Source organism: Streptomyces sodiiphilus (assembly GCF_039529215.1).
Lineage (GTDB): Bacteria > Actinomycetota > Actinomycetes > Streptomycetales > Streptomycetaceae > Streptomyces > Streptomyces sodiiphilus.
On sequence record NZ_BAAAMJ010000009.1, the window covers coordinates 88,498 to 104,960 of the forward strand.

The following is a 16,463-nucleotide window of genomic DNA, read 5'->3' on the forward strand; positions in this document are numbered from 1 at the left end:
CCCGTGGTACTGGTCGTCGCGCTGGCCGCGCTGCTCGCCCTGGCCGCCTGCGTTCCCCTGTTCGACCGCGGGCTGGGCCGCAACACCGGGTACCCGCTGGCCGCGGGGTTCGTCGGCATCGGACTGCTGCTGACGTGGCCCGCGCCGTGGGGCGAGGACGCGGAGATCGTCTCCGTCTCCTGGTCCTGGCTGCCGTCCCTCGGGATCTCCGCCACCCTCCGCCTGGACGGGCTGGGGGCGCTGTTCGCCCTCCTGGTGCTGGGGGTCGGTGCGCTGATCATGGCGTACTGCCCCCGGTACCTGAAGGAGAAGGGCAACCACGCCACCGTCTACAGCCTGCTCACCCTCTTCGCCGCGGCGATGCTGGGCCTGGTCATGGCCGCCGACGTGGTGCTGCTGCTGGTGTTCTGGGAACTGACCACCATCTGCTCGTTCTTCCTCATCGCCTCGGCCGGGCCCAAGGCGGTCAAGCCGGCCGTGAAGGCGTTCCTGGTCACGGCCGCGGGCGGCCTGGCGCTGCTGGCCGCGGTCGTGATGCTGGCCGTGACGGCCGGCACCACCGACCTGACCGCGATACTGGCCGCCCCCGAGGTGGTGCTCGCCTCGCCGCTGGCCTGGCCGATCGGCGCGCTGATCGTCTTCGCCGCTTTCACCAAGTCGGCCCAGTTCCCCTTCCACTCGTGGCTGCCGGGCGCCATGGCCGCCATCACCCCGGTCAGCGCCTACCTGCACGCCGCGACGATGGTGAAGGCCGGCATCTACCTGCTCATGCGGTTCTCGCCGATGTTCTCCGCGCAGACCGCGTGGCAGGCGACGCTGGTCACCGTCGGCCTGTTCAGCGCCGTGTTCGGCGCGGTGTGGGCGCTGCGCCAGCACGACCTGAAGCTGCTGCTCGCCTACTCCACGGTGAGCCAGCTCGGACTGCTGGTCGCGGCCATCGGCGTGGGGACGGCCACCGCGCTGTCCGCGGCGATCCTCCACACCTTCGCCCACGCCCTGTTCAAGGCGACCTTGTTCATGCTGGTCGGCGTCATCGACCGGGAGGCGGGAAGCCGGGACATCCGCGAGCTGTCGGGACTGCGGCGCGTCATGCCGGCCACCGCCATGATGACCGGGCTGGCCGGCCTGTCCATGGCCGGTGTCCCGCCACTGCTGGGCTTCGTGAGCAAGGAGTACCTCTTCCAGGGCTTCCTGGGCATGGACGTCACCCCCTGGGCCGGCCCGCTGGCCACCACGGTCGCCGTCGGCGCGTCGGCGCTGACCTTCGCCTACGGCATGCGGATCTTCTACGGCGCGTTCGGCGGGCCCACCGTCCAGCGCGGCCTGTACGAGCCGGCCTTCCTCTTCCTCGCCCCGGCCGCCGTCTCCGCGGTCGCAGGGCTGGCGCTGGGCCCGGGCGTCCCGGCGCTGAACGGGGTGGTGGGCCCGGCGGTGCTGGCCGTGCAGCCGACCGCGTACATGCCGCACTTCGAGCTGTGGCACGGCTTCGCCCCCGAGCTGTGGATGTCCGTGGCGACCATCGCCATCGGCATGGCCCTGTTCCTGTCCCAGGCCCGGGTCGAGGAGGTGTTCCGGCTCCTGCCGCGCTCCCGGCCGGTGTTCGACAAGGGCTACGACGGGCTGCTGCGGCTGGGCGCCGCCGTCGGCAGGCCCGACCGCAGCGACATCACCGGGTCCTATCTGGTGCGCCCGGTGGCCGCACTGGTCCTGCTGGCCGGCGTCGGCGCCGTCGCCCTGTACGGTCACCCCGCCTCCGGACCGGAGACGGTCACGCCGCTGGACTGGCCGGTGCTGCTGGTGCTGGCCGTCGTCGTCGCCGGCGCCATGCTGACCGGGTCGGCGCTGGCCGCGCTCGCCCTGCTCGGCCTGACCGGCCTGGTGCTGACCGTGTGGTTCATGCTGGCCGGCGCCCCGGACGTGGCGATGACGCTGCTGCTGGTGGAGGTGCTGACCGCGGTCGCCGCCGTGCTCGTCCTGACCCGGCTGCCCGCGCGGTTCCGGCGGCCCCGCCCGTTCCGTGCGGCGGGTGCCGGATTCCTGGCGCTGGCCGCCGGGGCCGGGGCGGCCGGGGCGACGCTGCTGTTCACCGGCGACCGCGACATCTCCCCGGTGGGCGCGTACTTCCTGCGGGAGGCCGAGGAGGACACCGGCGGCCGCAACGTCGTCAACACCATCCTGGTGGACTTCCGCGGCCTGGACACCCTCGGTGAGGCCGTGGTCCTGGGAACCGTGGCGCTCGGTCTGCTCACCCTGCTCGGGGCGCGCAACGCGCCGGGCACCGGACGTCCGCTGGCCCCGGTCGACGGGCTGATCCTGCAGATGACCAACCGGATGCTGGTCCCGGCGATGCTGCTGCTGTCCGCCTACCTCTTCGCCCGCGGCCACTACCAGCCCGGTGGCGGCTTCATCTCCGCGCTGGTGGCCGGCGCCGTCATCGCCTACGGCTATCTCGCCTACGGCCGGGTGCCCGGGAGCCGTTCGCGGTGGCTGCGGCCGACCCCGCTGGTGATCGCGGGCACCGTGCTCAGCGTCGGCGTGGCACTGTCCTCGACGTTCGTGGGGGACGCGTTCTTCGCCCCGCAGAAGACCACTCTCCAGCTGCCCGGTGACGTGTCGCTGTCGCTCACCACCTCCCTCATCTTCGACCTGGGCGTCTACCTGTTCGTCACCGGCCTGGTACTGGCCGCGATCGACCGGCTGGGCGACGGCCTGCCCGCCGACGCCGTCCCGCCGCCGTCCACTCCCCCGCCGGCGCCGCCTCCCTCCCCGCCCACCGCACCGGCCCCGGCCCCGCCCGGGCAGCCCGCGAAGGGAGGAACGCCATGACCGCTGCCATCGCCGTAGGGATACTCGTCGCCGGCGGGGTCTACCTGATCCTGCAGGCCGAACTGCTGCGGGTCACCGTCGGTTTCGTGCTGCTCGGTCACGCGGTGAACGTGCTCTTCGTCGCCGCCGGCGGCATGGAGCGCCGCGGGGTGCCGCTCATCGGGCAGTCCGATCCGCAGGAGGCGGCCGACCCGCTGCCCCAGGCGTTCGTCCTGACCGCCATCGTCATCACCTTCGGCATCACGGTGTACCTGTTCGGGCTGCTGCGCGCCGAGGGCGGGGACGCCGGGAAACCCGACACGGGCACGTCCGGCGCCGGGAAGCACCCCCCGGCCGACCGGTCACCGGGCGCCCCGGGGCCCTCCGGCAGCGAGGACACGGCCGCCGACGGCGGCGAGCCCGCGGAAGCCGCCGGACAGGTGCGGGAGCGGCCCGGGCCGCGGGACCGCGAGGCGGAGGACGACGAGGCGCCGCGGACCGGACGGCCCTCGACCGACGGGCAGGGGGAGGCACGATGACCGGAACAGTGCTCGCACTGCCGGTGGCGCTCCCGCTGCTGGCGTCCGGGCTGGCCATGGCCGCCACCCGCCACCCGCTGCTGCGCCGGGCGCTCACGCTGGGCGTGAGCGCCGCCGTGCTGGCGCTGGGCGTCGCGCTGCTGGTCCACACCTCGGACGGCTCGGTGCTCAGCCATCAGCTGGGCGGCTGGCTGCCGGGGGTGGCCATCGTGTTCGCCGCCGATACGCTCGGCGCGCTGATGCTGACGGCCACCGCACTGCTGGTGGTGGTCTGCCTCGCCTTCGCCGCGGCCGCCGGGGACGACCGGCACCCGCTGTTCGGCTCGCTCGCGCTGATCCTCTCGGCCGGCGTCTACGGCGCCCTGCTGACGGCGGACCTGTTCAACCTGTTCGTCCTCATCGAAGTCATGCTGGTGCCCTCCTACGTACTGCTGACCCTCACCGGCGGCCGGCAGCGGGTGGCAGCGGGCCGCATCTACCTGACGTACAACCTGCTCGCCTCGACGGTGTTCCTGGGCGGGCTGGCGATGCTGTACGGGGTGACGGGCACGGTCAATCTCGGCGAACTGGCCGGAGCCGCACAGGACTCCCCCCGGGTGGCGCTGGCCGGGGCCGTGATCCTGCTGGCCATGGCCGCCAAGGCCTCGGTGGTCCCGCTGCACGGCTGGCTGCCGCGCACCTACCCCTTCGCCACCCCGGCCGTCACCGCACTGTTCTCCGGGCTGCTGACCAAGGTCGGCCTGTACGTGATCATCCGGGTGTACGCGGTGGTGTACGAGGGCGAGGGCGCGTATCTGTGGCTGCTGCTGGCCGCCGCCTGGCTCACCATGGTGGTCGGCGTGCTCGGGGCCGTCGGCCAGCAGGCCATGCGGGAGATCCTGACGTTCCACATGGTCAGCCAGGTCGGCTACATCCTCCTCGGGCTGGCGCTGTTCAGCGCCGCCGGGCTGACCGCCGCGATCTTCTACCTGGTGCAGTACGTGCTGGTGAAGGCGGCACTGCTGCTGTGCTCGGGGGCCGTGGAGACCGCCTACGGGACCGACCGGCTCGACCGGCTGGGCGGCCTGGCGGGCCGGGAGCCGCTGCTGACCGTGGCGTTCATCGTGGCGGCGCTGTCGCTGGCCGGGCTGCCGCCGCTGTCCGGCTTCGTGGCCAAGCTGTCCCTGATCCGGGCGGCGGTGCTGGAGGCCGACATCGTGTCGGTGACGATCGCGGTCTCCGTGAGCCTGCTGACCCTGCTGTCCATGATCAAGATCTGGTCGGGGGTGTTCGCCGGCCGGCTGTCCGTTCCCGCCCGGGAGGCGTGGACCCCGGCGGCGGCGGAGGGTGCGCCCGGGTCCGCCGGGGCCGCGGGGGCGTTCGGGACCGCGGGGTCCTTCGGCCCGCCCGAGGACCCCCGGACCCGCGTGGCGCTCGTGCTGCCGGCAGTGGTGCTGGCCGCCTTCTCACTGTGGCTCGGGGTCGGCGCGCAGCCGCTGCTGGAACTCGCCGAAACAGCCGCCGAGGGCCTGCTCGACACCTCGGCCTGGGTGGAGGCGGTGATGACGCCATGACGGACCTGCTGCGCCGCACGGCGGTACGGACCTGGCGGATCGTCTACTTCCTGGTGTTCTTCACCTTCCGCTTCGTCGAGTCCAACTTCGTCGTCGCCTGGGAGATCATCACCCCTGGCAGCCAACTGTCCCCGGCCATCGTCGAGTTGCCGCTGCGCTGCCGGACCCGGGCGGAGATGGCGGCAATGGCCAACCTGCTCAGCCTGACACCGGGCACACTGACACTGGAGCTGGACACCTCACCGCCCACCTTGTGGGTGCACGGTACGCATGCCCGCGATGTGTCCCGGTTCCGCGCCCAGTTGCGGCATCTGGAGACCCGGCTGCTGGACGCGATGCGGCCGGTGGACGCCCGGTGACCGGGCGGGGAGGCGACAGGTCCGAGCCCGCGCGCGCCGGCGCGCGGGACCGCTGGAGGAGGTCAGGATGGTGATTCTCGACGCCGCGCTGCTGGTGCTCGCCGCCTCGCTGCTGGTGGCGATCTTCCGCCTGCTGCACGGCCCGACGGAGGCCGACAAGGTGGTGGCGGTGGACTACGGGTTCGTGGTGTTCGTCGCTGCCGTCGCCCTGCTGTCCGCCCGGCTGGAGACCATGGCGCTGGTGGACCTGGTACTGATCGCCACCCTGCTGGGATTCCTCAGCACGGTGGCGCTGGCCCGCCGGGTGGAAAGGGGCGCGTCGTGAGCATGACGCAGCCGGCTTCCGACGTCCTGGTGGTCCTCGGGGTGGCACTGATCGCGGTGGCCGCGCTGGGGCTGATCCGCCTGCCCGACGCCTTCAACAGGATCAACGCGGTCGCCAAGGCCGCCAGCCTCGGCGTGGTACTGATCCTGCTCGGCGTGGCGCTGCGGGCACCGACCACCGGTGCCGTCGTCACCCTGATCCTGGCGGCCGTTCTCCAGCTCGCCACGGCCCCCATCGCCGGATACGCCGCGGGACGGGCGGCCCGCCGCTCCGGTGCCCCGCTGGTGGCCGGAACCCGCCAGGAGGGAACCCCCGGCCCGAAGGACGCGTCCTGATCCACTGGGCTCACGCTTCCGACACAGGAAGGGAAGGGCTGAACGAGATGGCCGCACACCCGCCACCCGACCCGCTGACCCGGGAGGTCGTGGACCTGATCGGTGCCGTCGTGGCGCGCTACCACGCGGAGTACGACGAGGCGGCGGCCCGTTTCGGGCTGACCGGAGCACAGGCACGGGTGCTGGCCGTGCTGGCCCGCGACCCGACCCCGATGCGGGGCCTCGCCCATCAACTGCGCTGCGAGCCGTCCAATGTGACCGGCATCCTGGACCGGCTGGAGGCCCGGGGGCTGGCCGAGCGGCGCCCGGACCCGTCCGACCGCAGGGTGAAGGTCGCCTCGGCCACCGAGCTGGGCCTGCGGACCGCCGCGCGGCTGCGCGGTTCGCTGGACTTCGCCCGCGAGCCGCTGGCCGGGCTGAGCGTCGCCCAGCGCTCGGCGCTGCGCGATCTGCTGCGGCGGATGCTGGAGTCGCCGTCGTCCGAGCGCTGAGGCGGGCGCCGGTCCCGGTCCCGGTCCCGGTCCCGGTCCCGGTCCCGGTCCCCGGGAAGGGATCAGCCCGCGAAGGGCGGCTGGGCCAGGCCCCGGCCCGCACCGGGCAGCACCAGCACCGAGCCGGCCAGCGGCTCGCGCGCCGGATCGGTGCCCACCGAGGCGCTGGTGATGTACAGGTCGGTGAGGTCCGGGCCGCCGAAGGCGCAGGCGGTGGGGCGGGAGACCGGGACCCGTACGGTCCGGTCCAGCTCGCCGGCCGGCGTGTAGCGTCGGACCGCGCCGCCGTCCCAGAAGGCCACCCACACGCAGCCGTCGGCGTCCACGATCAGGCCGTCGGGCCAGCCGTCCCGCTCGCCGGTCTCCACCAGCGGGCGGCGGCCGGTCACGGTGCCGTCCCCGGTGACGGTGAAGACGTCGATCCGGCGGGTGGGGGTGTCGATGTAGTACATCAGGGACCCGTCCGGGCTCCAGCCGGTGCCGTTGCTGACCGTCACCTCCGGCAGCACCACGCTCACCGAGCCGTCGCCGGTGACGCGGCTGAGGGTGCCGCCGCCGGTGCGCTCGTCGTACCGCATCGTGCCGACCCACAGCGCCCCGTCGGGTGCGACGGCCGCGTCGTTCCCGCGCCGCCCGGGCACCGGCTCGCGCGCCAGCCAGCGGAATGCGCCGTCCTCGTCGTACAGCCCGACGCCGTCCCGCAGGTTCACCACCAGGCCGCCGCCGCTGCGCGGCAGGGCCGCCCCCACGTGCTGCCCGGCGGACATCACCGAGCGGCGCCCCGTGGCGGGGTCCAGCCCGTGGATCCGGGAGGACAGGATGTCGACCCAGACCAGCCGCTGCCGCGCCGCGTCCCAGACCGGCCCCTCCCCCAGTTCGGCGCCTGCCCGGACCGCCGGCTCCAGGCCCTTCTCCTTACCGGTGTGCTCCGCCATGTGGCTGTGTCCTCCCGTTGTCAGGTGCCTGGTGCCCGCGGCCGGCCCGGTCAGCCCCGGCGCCGGTGTCCCAGCAGCTCCGACAGCCTCCCGGCGCCCTCCCGGGCCAGCCGGGCCAGCTCGTCCCGCCGCTCGTCGCTCCAGCGGATCATCGGCACCGAGATGCTCAGTGCCGCGACCACCCGGCCCGCCCGGTCCCTGACCGGGGCGGCCACGCAGCTCACGTCCGGGTTCGACTCGCGCTCCTCGACCGCGAACCCGCGCTCCCGGATCTCCGCCAGGGCTCGGCGCAGCCCGGCGGCGGAGGTGATCGAGTTCCCGGTCATGGCCACGAGCGTGCCGTCGTGCGGCAGCCGGGCGTCGAGTTCGTCCTCGGGCAGCGAGGCCAGCAGCATCTTGCCGACCGCCGTGCAGTGGGCGGGCAGCCGTCGTCCCGCGGCGGAGACCATGCGAACCGCGTGGGTGCTGTCCACCTTGGCGATGTAGATGACGTCGGTGTCCTCCAGGACCGCGACGTGCACCGTCTCGTCGCAGGTCTCGGCGACCTCGCGGGCCACCTGCTGGCCCTCGGCGGCCAGATCCAGGTTCTCGGCGTAGCGGCTGCCGAGCTGGTAGGTGCGCACCCCCAGCCGGTAGCGGCCGGGCTGTTCGGGGACCGGCACCAGGTAGGAGCGGGCGGCCAGGGTGGTGACGAGTTCGTGGACGGTGGTGCGCGGCAGCTGGAGCCGCCGGGTGATCTCGGGCGCGGAGAGCGTCCCGTCCCCTTCGAGGAAGAGCTCCAGTATGTCCAACGCCCGGCTCACCGCCGGTACGCGACGCCCCATGCCCGTGCCTCCGCAAGCGATGTCCGGCATTCCGGCCGGTCGCCGGAATACCGAACATACGCTATCGAGCGGGCCCGCGGCCCGGCAACGGCCGGGCACGGCGGCGAGGGGTCAGCGGCTGCTGCCCCACTCGTCGTTCATCGGGGTCTGCCGCCCCTGTACGGACCGGAGCCGTTCGACGACCGGCTCCGGGAGCCGCTCGCCCGCCCGGTCGGCGAACGCGCCCGCCGCCCGTCCGGCGGCCTGCCGTCCGGCCAGTGTCGCCGAGTCCATGGAGTTACGGACCGCCGGGTTCTTCCGGAACCGACGAGCCGCCTCCCGAAGCTGCTCGTACCGCTCCCGGCCGGCCCGCGCACCGAGCACGTAGCCCACTGCCGCTCCGGCGATGAACATGAGCTTCCGCATGGGACGCTCCCCTTCCCTGGGTGTTGCTGGGGGTCTCTCGGTGCGGGTACCCCGAACCGATTTCGGAGCACCCCCTCACATGCGCTAATGTATGGGTCGCAGCAAGGGAACGCCGCCGGTGGACCGGAGGCGGACCCGAGCGGAGCAGTCCCCTGTAGCTCAATCGGCAGAGCAGCCGGCTGTTAACCGGCAGGTTACTGGTTCGAATCCAGTCGGGGGAGCATCACTCGAAGGGCCCCGGAAGGGGCCCTTCGGCGTTCCGGGCGCATCACTGCCCGTCTTCCGGGAACCGTTCCCCCCGTGCCGGCAGTGCACGGCACCGTACGGGATCCCCCGGACCGGGCGGGAGATCGTATGAGCAGCTATGCTGCGGCATACGGCGCGCGCAGAAGTGCACGGCGCGCCGTCACGGGGCGGTAGCTCAGCCGGTTAGAGCAACGGACTCATAATCCGTCGGCCGTGGGTTCGAGTCCCACCCGCCCCACCAGTTGAACGGCTCGGCTACCCCTTCTGACCTGGCCATATGGAATCGGCCCCCGCTGCGGCGGGGGCCGTCTTCCGTTTCGGGGGGCGTCTGCTCNTCGCTCGAAGTGTTTCAGAGGTCGAGGAGGCAGAGGTCCAGCAGCGGGGGGAGGCGCAGGCACAGCAGCCCGCCGGGGCCGCCTGGTTGCGGGACATCGGGCGGGCTGGGGTCGGGGATGTCGGGCAGGCCGGGGAGATCTGGGAGTCCGGGCGGTGAGGGCGGGTTGGGGGTGGTGGGGTCCGGGGAGGGGGTGTCGGGCAGGCCGGGAAGCGGCACCGCCCAGCGAGATGCCCACGGATGAGGAGGGGTGACGTCGTGGTGATGCGAGCTTCACCGGCCCGCCGGTCCGCGGCGGGCCCGCTGGCGGGCGTGCTGCGGGACCTGGAGCGGCGTACTCGGGCCGTGGAGAGCCACCGGCCCACGGCCGGGCCCGGTGTGGGCGACGGGCCGGTGGGGGCCGTGTGGTGACCGGCCGGGACGGGCGGGCGGTGTGGTCTTGGCCCGGGCCGCTGCCGAGAGTGCCGGCGGTGTCCGCTACTCCTGCCGGGGGCCGGCCGGTGCTCGTGACGGTGGAGACCGTGGTGGTGGGGGCCGGGGGCACCGGGGGCACCGGCAACAACCCGGGCACCAGCGGAGGCAACTCCTCCTTCGGGGGGATGCTGATGGCCAACGGGGGCAGCGGCGGCACGGCGACGATGGCCAGCGGCACGTCGCTGGTGACCGGGAGCGGGAACGCGGCGCCGCTGGCGGGCACCGGCCAGCACGCGCAGGGCGGCGGCTGGGGCGGGTCCGCGCTGCGGCTGTCTGGTACGCAGGGCATGTCCGGGGCCGGAGGTGAGTCCCGGTTCGGGCACGGCGGCTACCCCCGCACCACAAACGGGGAGGGCACGCGGCCTCGTGGCCGTGGGGGCGGCGCCGGTGGGGCGCTGTCCATCAACGGGTCGCCGCAGAACGGCGCCGCGGGGGGCGACGGCGTGGTGGTCGTGGAACTGTTCGGCTGAGCGGTCAGCGGGCCGGGGGCGCGGGGCACCCGGTCCCCTGGCACAGCAGCAGGAGCTGCTCGGCGTAGCGGCCTCCTGTCGGGTACCCCCACACCACATCTGACGGAGTCCGCAACGACACCTCGGCCCACTCCAGTTTCGTGTCGGCAGGCATGTCCCCTTCTCGCATCGGGTGTTCCTCCAGGCGCTGCGCGAGCCAGGTGAGGCCGTCCTCCGGTGTGGTGACCGTCGTCTTGATCTCGCGGGCTGACTGGGCCAGGAGCGTGCGGTAGGTGTAGGCCGGCGGGTGCTCGTGGCGGAGGTAGGAGTAGCCGTGCCAGTGGGGCGTGTCCATCAACGGGTCTCCGGGTGTGGCGGTGGCGGTATGAGGGGCTGGCCCTGGCGGTGGAAGGGGGCCAGCCGTCCAGACGTCAGCAGCCTAGCCATGAACGGGCCCCGGGGTGCAGTGCGAAAGGCTGCCCCCGCCCAACGGGGCGGGGGCCAGAGGTCTGGACGTCTACAGTGCGGCTGTCAGTAGGGGCGGCCGTCGTCAGCGTCGCCGGGGGTCCGGCCGGGGGGTGTCGGGGCGTCGGTGTCGGTGTCGTCCTCGTCGGGCCGTTCGGAGAGCGTTCCTGGTGCTGGTGCCATCGTGCCCTTCCTTCCTGGCTGTTCGGCTCCTACGGCGTTTCCGGAGGGGCCGTGGTGCTACCCGGTGTGCACGGCTGTGCCATCCGGGTGATTGGCGCCCGCTCCGAGCAGCGGGTGTGTGCCGCCGCGGCTCGGAGCGGGGGTGTGGCGCGACCCTTACCCTGCGGTCGCCTGGGGGTGTCCGGGCCCCGCGTGTCGAGGAACAGGGCCCGGACGGCCCGCTTCCGCCGCTGCCCCCGAGACCGGGGATGTGGCAGCCCCTTCTTGGTGGTCCGGGGATTCCGAGAGTGCGGCGGGGCGGGAGCATCAGCGTGTGCTGTGGAGTTCGGCGACGGCTTGGTGGTGCAGGCGGTCGATGCAGTCCGCGCAGGCGAACAGCTTGGTGTCGATCAGCCCATAGGGACCGTTGAAGCGGGCCGGGCCGATCCAGCGCACCTCCACGGCGGTGCGCTGGCAGCCCATCCAGCAGGCGCCCGTGGTCCAGCCCAGGGCGCCTCGGTAGTCAGCTGGTGAGGCGGTGGCCGTCATGTCAGGGCGCCGTCCGGGTGGTGTACGGGGGGTCTCCGTCCGGGCGTCGTACCGGGTGGCCGTGGGGCAGCCGCCACACCTTGGCGAGGCCTTGCCGTGCGGGCAGGCGCTCTATGGGTCGGCGTCGGTCCGGGTGCTCCAGTTGCCGGCCTCTGCCGAGCGTCGCGGCGTGCTCGGCGGTCCATCCGCGTACGGCGCCGTTCCACCAGTAGCCGACGGAGGGGGCTGTGATCTCGACCCACCAGCGGCGGGCGTCGAGCTGCCGCATGGTGCGGTAGACGCCTGCCATGTCCCGGCACAGCATGGCCAGGCGGCGTGTGCGGACTGCCTGGAGGGCCAGGACTGCCTGAGCGGGCGGGTGGGCCAGCTGTACCTCGGCTAGTTGCAGAAGGTCTGAGGCCCTTTTGCGTTCGAGGGCTCTGGCCGGTCCGAGGACGGACAGGGCGGCGGTTTCCCGGACCAGGGCCCGCGTGTGGGCCCGCAGTTCCGTGGTGGTTTTGGTGATGGCGGCCTGGTTGGCGAGGACGGTGCGGGAGGCCTGTGGGCCGAGGGCCTGCGTGGTGAGGCGATGGATTTCCCGCAGGTTGACGGCGGGGAACAGCAGCTGACTCATCGGCCGGCCCCCTGCTTGCCGGTCTTGCGGCAGGTATGGCCCTCGCCGCGCTGGGTCAGGTCTCCGCACTGGCCGCAGCGGAGCAGGGCCTTCACCGGGCCCGGGCGCAGCGGCTTCGGGGCGGGCGGCTTCTGGCTGTCGGGTTGGCTGACGGGGGTCGTCATGGGCGGTCCGTGGTGATGGTGGTGAGAAAGGCGCTGTGCCGGCGCAGCCAGACCTGGCGGCATGGTGCTCTTCGGGTGTGCACCAGGGCCGGTGGTCGGTGAGGACGCCGTGGGCCTGGCCGGTGGTGATGAGCTCGCGGATGCGGGGCCATCCGGCCCGTGCGGAGAGGGGCGTATGGAGGGCGGCGTCGTCGGCGATCTCGGCTGTGATGGCCCAGTCCCGTGCGGTGGCGTGCTCGCGCAGCTCTGCGAAGGCGAGCAGCGCAGGACGGTCGGGGTGTGGGCAGGCGTAGAGCACGACGGCGGCTCGTTGGTGGCCGCTGGAGGCATCGGCAAGTGCGCGCCGACGCTGGATCTGTCCCCGCGTTCGGATCATGCGGGTAACTGTCCCGGTACTGCCCGTGGTGTTGAAGCGCCGAGGTGGACGGCTCCCAACAGTAGGGATTCCGGGAGTCGTCCGTTCCGTACCAGTCAGGCGACCGTGCGATTACTCACAGTGCGGTCTTGGGGGTTGCCGGGAGGAATCCGCCTTCCACGCCGGGGCGGACTCCGATCAGGTCGGCGACCCGCCGCAGCCGCCCGGTGGAGGCCCGGCCGACCTTCTGCACGATGACCCCGGGCAGCGCCTGGTGCCGGGCCCACTGCGGCGCTGCCGTCAGCGTCTCTTCCAGCGTGTCCAGCGCGGCGTCGTACATCTTGGCGTCGGCCTGAGCCATGGCGACGTCGAGCCCGTACCGGTTGCGCGCGGCATCGGACAGCGTGCCCAGTTGCCCTCGCCCCACCGACCCGGCCAGCTTCAACGCCTTGCCCACGCGGCCGATGGTCACGTTCACGCCGACCGCCTGCGCGACAGCGGTCACCGGCCCGAACCGGGCGCCGTGGAAATCGTGCTCGACGCCGAGCCGGGCGCCGACCGCGTGGACCTGGGACAGGTAGTCCCCTGCCCGGTCCTCGTCCTCCATCCGGGCGGCATTGACCGCGCAGTGCGTCAGCAGGTTTCCGTACACGGTGAGACGTTCCGCGGAGGCATCGGAGTAGCGCGGCTCCACCGTTGCGGCGGCCTGCTCACACAGCTCCAGAGCTTCCCGGAGTCGTCCGTCGCGCAGGTACACCCATGACCGTGCGGAGGTCACCCGGGCCAGGCGCAGGGGCTCGTCTGCCCGCTGTGCGGCGCTTCGGGAGTGCCCGACCGCCGCGTAGGCCAGATCGCGGGCCCCGAGGAGGTTCGCGGTGCACGCGGCGATCTGGTAGGCGTCCGACAGGTAGCCGGCGGCGGCCAGCCGGCTGTCGCCGGTCATCGCGCTGACGGTCACCGCGGCGTCCACCAGCAGCGGCCCAAGGACGCCGACCAGCCGCTGGTAGTCCCCGGACCAGTACAGGTCCCACGCGACCCGCGTTGCCTCGCCGAGGTCGGCGATGGGCACCGGCTCGGCGCCCTCGGGCAGGTACCCGCTGGCGGTGTCGTGCACGGTGGTGGACAGCAGGCGGAGGGCGGTGCGGTCGTCACGGACCATGGCCCGGCGCGGTGCCTGCTGACCCAGGATCACGCTGGTGTCCACGGACAGCGCCGAGGCGATCTTGAGCAGGGTCGGCAGGGACAACGCCCGGTCCTGCTCGGCCTTCTGAATCGTCACGACGGACAGCCCGGTCATCTCGGCGAGGTCGGTCTGACGGAGGTCTGCCCCCCGAAGGATCTTGATGCGCTCGCCGTTACTGTAGTCAGACCACTGCGGCATAATCACTCCTAGTCGTCTCCAGGTGACACTAGGGAAGGTACTCCCGGCAGACCTCGGGAGAACAGCGAACGGCCCCCGCCTCTCTCGGACGGGGGCCGTTCGCTGTGTGGCCCTGGCATGACCGGCACGTCCTTGCGTGGCGCGGGTGCGCCGGGAAGACCTGCCGTTCATCCCCCTGCAGGGGCAAGCTCTTTCGGGGCGCTGGGCTCCGGGGTGATCTACATAACGGGGGAGCGGAGCGGGAACGGAACGGGAACCGTCCGGGTGAGGCTGCTGCCGACAGAACCGGACGGACGGCGGCACGGCCCGTGCAGGGCCTGCCTCCTGCCGGCGCCGTCCGCTCACCCCGGTCCACCCGGAGGAAGGGATCCTCATGGCCACACGCCCGCCGGTCGCCGACAGCCTGCAGGACCTCATCGGTGAGACTCCCCTGCTACGGCTCCGCCTGCCGGGTGCCCGCCCCGGCACCACGGTGCTGGCCAAACTCGAAGCGGCGAACCCGCTGTCCAGCGTCAAGGACCGGACAGCGCTGTGGATGCTGCGGGCCGCCATGCGGTGCGGTGCGCTGCCGCCGGCCGGTGGCACCGTCGTGGAGGCGACCTCCGGTAACACCGGCATCGCGCTGGCCGCTCTCTCGGCCTCTCTGGGGCACCGCTGCATCATCGTGCTCGCGGACAACGCCACGCCCGAGCGGATCGCGCTGCTGCGCGCGCTGGGTGCGGAGATCGTGTTCACTCCGGGAGCGGAGGGCACCCGGGGTGCCATCGAGGAGGCGGAGCGCGTCCATCTGCGGACCCCCGGTTCATGGTTCGCCCGTCAGCACGAGAACGACGACAACGTGCGCGCCCACCGGGAGAGCACCGGCCCGGAGATCTGGCGGGCGACAGGCGGCCGGATCGACACGCTGGTGTGCGGGGTCGGTACCGGCGGCACGCTGACCGGCATCGCGCAGTACCTGCGGAAGCAGGCGCCCGGCATCCGGATCGTGGCGGTGGAACCGGCCGACTCCCCCGTGCTGTCCCAGGGCATCGGCGGACAGCACCGCATCCCCGGCCTGAACGGTGGCTTCGTCGCCGGGACCACCGACGTCTCGCTGATCGACCAAGTGATCACCGTCAGCAACGGGCACGCGCTGAACGCCGCGCGTGCCGTCGCCCGGCGGCACGGAATACTGGCCGGCATCTCGGCGGGCGCGGCAGCACACGCCTGCACCCGGCTGGCGGCGCAGCCCGAGTACGCCGGCCGGACCATCGTCACTCTCTTCCCGGACTCCGGTGAGCGGTATCTGTCGATGTGGGACACACCGGCCGAGGAGGACGCCGCGCCCGTTCCGGCAGTCCCGGCGGAGGCCGGGGCCGTATGAGATTCCGGGACCTGCACCCGAACATCAAGCTGCGGCTGGCCGTAGGTTTCGTACAGCGGTTTCTCGGTGTGATGCTGATGCCGCTGATGGTGATCCATTTGGCCGCGTCGTACGGGGCCGCGGTGGCGGGTGTACTGATACTGGTCGTCGCAGCGGCCGGGATCGGGAGCGCCTTCCTGGGCGGGCATCTGGCCGACATCCACGGCCGCCGGCCGTTGATGCTGTGGGGCGAGGCGGGTTCCGCAGTGACCTTCGCGGGGCTGGCGGTGGCCAACTCCCCCTGGTGGGAGTCGGGTCCGCTGACATTCGCACTGTTCCTGCTGAACGTCTGTCTGTCCAACATGGCCCAGCCGGCAGCGGACGCCATGGTCATCGATGTCTCCTCGCCGGAGAACCGGCCGCTGGTGTACACGGTCAACTACTGGACGATCAACATCGCTTTCACGCTCGGCGCGCTGGTCGGGGGGTTCCTCTATCACGGCCACTTCACCGAACTGCTGCTCGGCGGGGCCGTGCTCTCCGTCGGGACGACACTGGTGATCCGCGCCCGCCTCTCGGAAACCGCACCGAACCGCACCGGACGCTCTTCCCCGGGGCCCGGGCCGAAGGCGGCAGCCGGTGGAACGGGCGTGTTGGGGATGTTCCGCGGCTATCTCGCGGTGGCCCGGGACCGGGCCTTCTTCCGGCTGCTGCTCGCGGCTGTGCTGACGAGGTCGATCGAGGTGCAGATCGGCTACTACATCGCGGTACGGCTGGCCGAGGAGTTCCCCGAGCAGGTACTGGTCTCGTTCGGCGACTGGGCGCCCCTCGTCAACGGGGTGGAGATGCTGGGCATCCTGCGCGCGGTCAACACCGCTCTGGTGGTCGCGCTGGCCCTGGTCGCCGGTTCCCTGCTGCGACGCTGTCCGGCCCGTCTGCGCCTGTACGCGGGACTCGCCGCGTTCACCGGTGGTTACATGGTGTGGGCGGTCAGCAACACCGGCTGGGTGCTCATCGCCGCGGCCGTGCTGCTCACCATCGGGGAGATCGCCAACGTCCCGGTGAAGCAGACCCTGCTGGCGGACCTGGTCGACCCCGGCGCCCGCACCAAGTACCTGGCCGCCTACAGCCTCAATGCCCGGATCGGTCTGCTGATCGGCGCGGCCTGCGTCACCATCGGCACCTACGTCCCGCCCGCCGGCATGGCCGCCGGTTACGCGGCGTGCGGACTGGGCGCCATCGTCCTCTACCGCTCGTTGTTCCGCATCCGGCACGAACGCCGGATTGACGGGGCCGAGAAACCGGCCGGCCCGGGGCCGGCCGCCGCCGCTGCCCGTTGACCGCCCTCCGCATCACCG

At 72.6% G+C, this 16,463-nt stretch carries 20 protein-coding genes and 2 tRNA genes; 13 read left to right on the top strand and 9 right to left on the bottom strand.

Features of this window, described 5'->3' with window-relative positions; translation table 11 throughout:
- Nucleotides 1-3: 3 nt before the first annotated feature.
- The 7 genes from mbhE (at nucleotide 4) to ABD299_RS05030 (ending at nucleotide 6,407) form a co-directional block, all read left to right on the top strand.
- Nucleotides 4-2,826 carry a hydrogen gas-evolving membrane-bound hydrogenase subunit E gene (gene mbhE, locus ABD299_RS05000; RefSeq protein ID WP_344259167.1) on the top strand — a complete coding sequence of 941 codons (2,823 nt, stop codon included), beginning with the start codon at nucleotides 4-6 and terminating at the stop codon, nucleotides 2,824-2,826.
- Nucleotides 2,823-3,344: a sodium:proton antiporter gene (locus tag ABD299_RS05005; protein WP_344259168.1), complete on the top strand. Its 522-nt coding sequence runs from the start codon at nucleotides 2,823-2,825 to the stop codon at nucleotides 3,342-3,344. Before mbhE ends, ABD299_RS05005 begins: the two co-directional genes overlap by 4 nt.
- Nucleotides 3,341-4,897: a monovalent cation/H+ antiporter subunit D family protein gene (locus ABD299_RS05010; RefSeq protein WP_344259169.1), complete on the top strand. Its 1,557-nt coding sequence runs from the start codon at nucleotides 3,341-3,343 to the stop codon at nucleotides 4,895-4,897. The genes ABD299_RS05005 and ABD299_RS05010 overlap by 4 nt, the downstream gene beginning before the upstream one ends.
- Nucleotides 4,894-5,256 (top strand): Na+/H+ antiporter subunit E, encoded by a 363-nt coding sequence (locus ABD299_RS05015; protein WP_344259170.1) that lies wholly within the window; start codon nucleotides 4,894-4,896, stop codon nucleotides 5,254-5,256. Before ABD299_RS05010 ends, ABD299_RS05015 begins: the two co-directional genes overlap by 4 nt.
- Before the next feature lie 67 nt (nucleotides 5,257-5,323).
- Nucleotides 5,324-5,581, top strand: coding sequence for an MrpF/PhaF family protein (locus ABD299_RS05020; RefSeq protein WP_344259171.1), 258 nt, complete (start codon nucleotides 5,324-5,326; stop codon nucleotides 5,579-5,581).
- 2 nt (nucleotides 5,582-5,583) lie between these two features.
- Nucleotides 5,584-5,916: a monovalent cation/H(+) antiporter subunit G gene (mnhG, locus tag ABD299_RS05025; RefSeq protein ID WP_344259302.1), complete on the top strand. Its 333-nt coding sequence runs from the start codon at nucleotides 5,584-5,586 to the stop codon at nucleotides 5,914-5,916.
- A gap of 47 nt (nucleotides 5,917-5,963) precedes the next feature.
- Nucleotides 5,964-6,407, top strand: a complete 444-nt coding sequence (locus ABD299_RS05030) for a MarR family winged helix-turn-helix transcriptional regulator (RefSeq protein ID WP_344259172.1) — start codon at nucleotides 5,964-5,966, stop codon at nucleotides 6,405-6,407.
- Between the two features lie 62 nt (nucleotides 6,408-6,469).
- Here the strand turns inward: ABD299_RS05030 and ABD299_RS05035 are convergent, their stop codons facing one another.
- The 3 genes from ABD299_RS05035 to ABD299_RS05045 form a co-directional block, all read right to left on the bottom strand.
- Entirely contained in the window at nucleotides 6,470-7,342 is an 873-nt protein-coding gene (locus tag ABD299_RS05035; protein WP_344259173.1) for an SMP-30/gluconolactonase/LRE family protein, read from the bottom strand.
- A 50-nt stretch (nucleotides 7,343-7,392) separates the two neighbouring features.
- A complete protein-coding gene (locus ABD299_RS05040; protein WP_344259174.1) occupies nucleotides 7,393-8,166 on the bottom strand; it encodes an IclR family transcriptional regulator in 774 nt (257 codons plus the stop codon).
- A 111-nt stretch (nucleotides 8,167-8,277) separates the two neighbouring features.
- Nucleotides 8,278-8,571, bottom strand: a complete 294-nt coding sequence (locus ABD299_RS05045; RefSeq protein ID WP_344259175.1) for a hypothetical protein — start codon at nucleotides 8,569-8,571, stop codon at nucleotides 8,278-8,280.
- 148 nt (nucleotides 8,572-8,719) lie between these two features.
- Here ABD299_RS05045 and ABD299_RS05050 point away from each other — a divergent pair.
- Nucleotides 8,720-8,792: transfer RNA gene (locus tag ABD299_RS05050), tRNA-Asn, on the top strand.
- 189 nt (nucleotides 8,793-8,981) lie between these two features.
- Nucleotides 8,982-9,058: transfer RNA gene (locus ABD299_RS05055), tRNA-Ile, on the top strand.
- A 108-nt stretch (nucleotides 9,059-9,166) separates the two neighbouring features.
- Here the strand turns inward: ABD299_RS05055 and ABD299_RS05060 are convergent.
- Nucleotides 9,167-9,370 carry a hypothetical protein gene (locus tag ABD299_RS05060; RefSeq protein ID WP_344259176.1) on the bottom strand — a complete coding sequence of 68 codons (204 nt, stop codon included), beginning with the start codon at nucleotides 9,368-9,370 and terminating at the stop codon, nucleotides 9,167-9,169.
- Between the two features lie 39 nt (nucleotides 9,371-9,409).
- On the opposite strand from ABD299_RS05060, the gene ABD299_RS05065 reads away from it, so the two are divergent.
- Nucleotides 9,410-9,562 (top strand): hypothetical protein, encoded by a 153-nt coding sequence (locus ABD299_RS05065; RefSeq protein ID WP_344259177.1) that lies wholly within the window; start codon nucleotides 9,410-9,412, stop codon nucleotides 9,560-9,562.
- Between the two features lie 59 nt (nucleotides 9,563-9,621).
- On the top strand, nucleotides 9,622-10,095 hold the full coding sequence (locus ABD299_RS05070; RefSeq protein WP_344259178.1) for a glycine-rich domain-containing protein: 474 nt from the start codon (nucleotides 9,622-9,624) through the stop codon (nucleotides 10,093-10,095).
- A 4-nt stretch (nucleotides 10,096-10,099) separates the two neighbouring features.
- Here the strand turns inward: ABD299_RS05070 and ABD299_RS05075 are convergent, their stop codons facing one another.
- The 5 genes from ABD299_RS05075 to ABD299_RS05095 form a co-directional block, all read right to left on the bottom strand.
- Nucleotides 10,100-10,429, bottom strand: coding sequence for a hypothetical protein (locus ABD299_RS05075; RefSeq protein WP_344259179.1), 330 nt, complete (start codon nucleotides 10,427-10,429; stop codon nucleotides 10,100-10,102).
- 599 nt (nucleotides 10,430-11,028) lie between these two features.
- On the bottom strand, nucleotides 11,029-11,250 hold the full coding sequence (locus ABD299_RS05080) for a hypothetical protein (RefSeq protein ID WP_344259181.1): 222 nt from the start codon (nucleotides 11,248-11,250) through the stop codon (nucleotides 11,029-11,031).
- A 1-nt stretch (nucleotide 11,251) separates the two neighbouring features.
- On the bottom strand, nucleotides 11,252-11,863 hold the full coding sequence (locus ABD299_RS05085) for a hypothetical protein (protein ID WP_344259183.1): 612 nt from the start codon (nucleotides 11,861-11,863) through the stop codon (nucleotides 11,252-11,254).
- Nucleotides 11,860-12,027 (bottom strand): hypothetical protein, encoded by a 168-nt coding sequence (locus ABD299_RS05090; protein WP_344259184.1) that lies wholly within the window; start codon nucleotides 12,025-12,027, stop codon nucleotides 11,860-11,862. The genes ABD299_RS05085 and ABD299_RS05090 overlap by 4 nt, the downstream gene beginning before the upstream one ends.
- Before the next feature lie 491 nt (nucleotides 12,028-12,518).
- Nucleotides 12,519-13,763, bottom strand: a complete 1,245-nt coding sequence (locus ABD299_RS05095; RefSeq protein ID WP_344259186.1) for a helix-turn-helix domain-containing protein — start codon at nucleotides 13,761-13,763, stop codon at nucleotides 12,519-12,521.
- 373 nt (nucleotides 13,764-14,136) lie between these two features.
- On the opposite strand from ABD299_RS05095, the gene ABD299_RS05100 reads away from it, so the two are divergent.
- Together ABD299_RS05100 and ABD299_RS05105 are read left to right on the top strand one after the other, a co-directional pair.
- Nucleotides 14,137-15,126, top strand: coding sequence for a PLP-dependent cysteine synthase family protein (locus tag ABD299_RS05100; RefSeq protein WP_344259187.1), 990 nt, complete (start codon nucleotides 14,137-14,139; stop codon nucleotides 15,124-15,126).
- Nucleotides 15,123-16,445 (top strand): MFS transporter, encoded by a 1,323-nt coding sequence (locus ABD299_RS05105; RefSeq protein WP_344259189.1) that lies wholly within the window; start codon nucleotides 15,123-15,125, stop codon nucleotides 16,443-16,445. The genes ABD299_RS05100 and ABD299_RS05105 overlap by 4 nt, the downstream gene beginning before the upstream one ends.
- The last annotated feature ends 18 nt before the right edge of the window (nucleotides 16,446-16,463 follow it).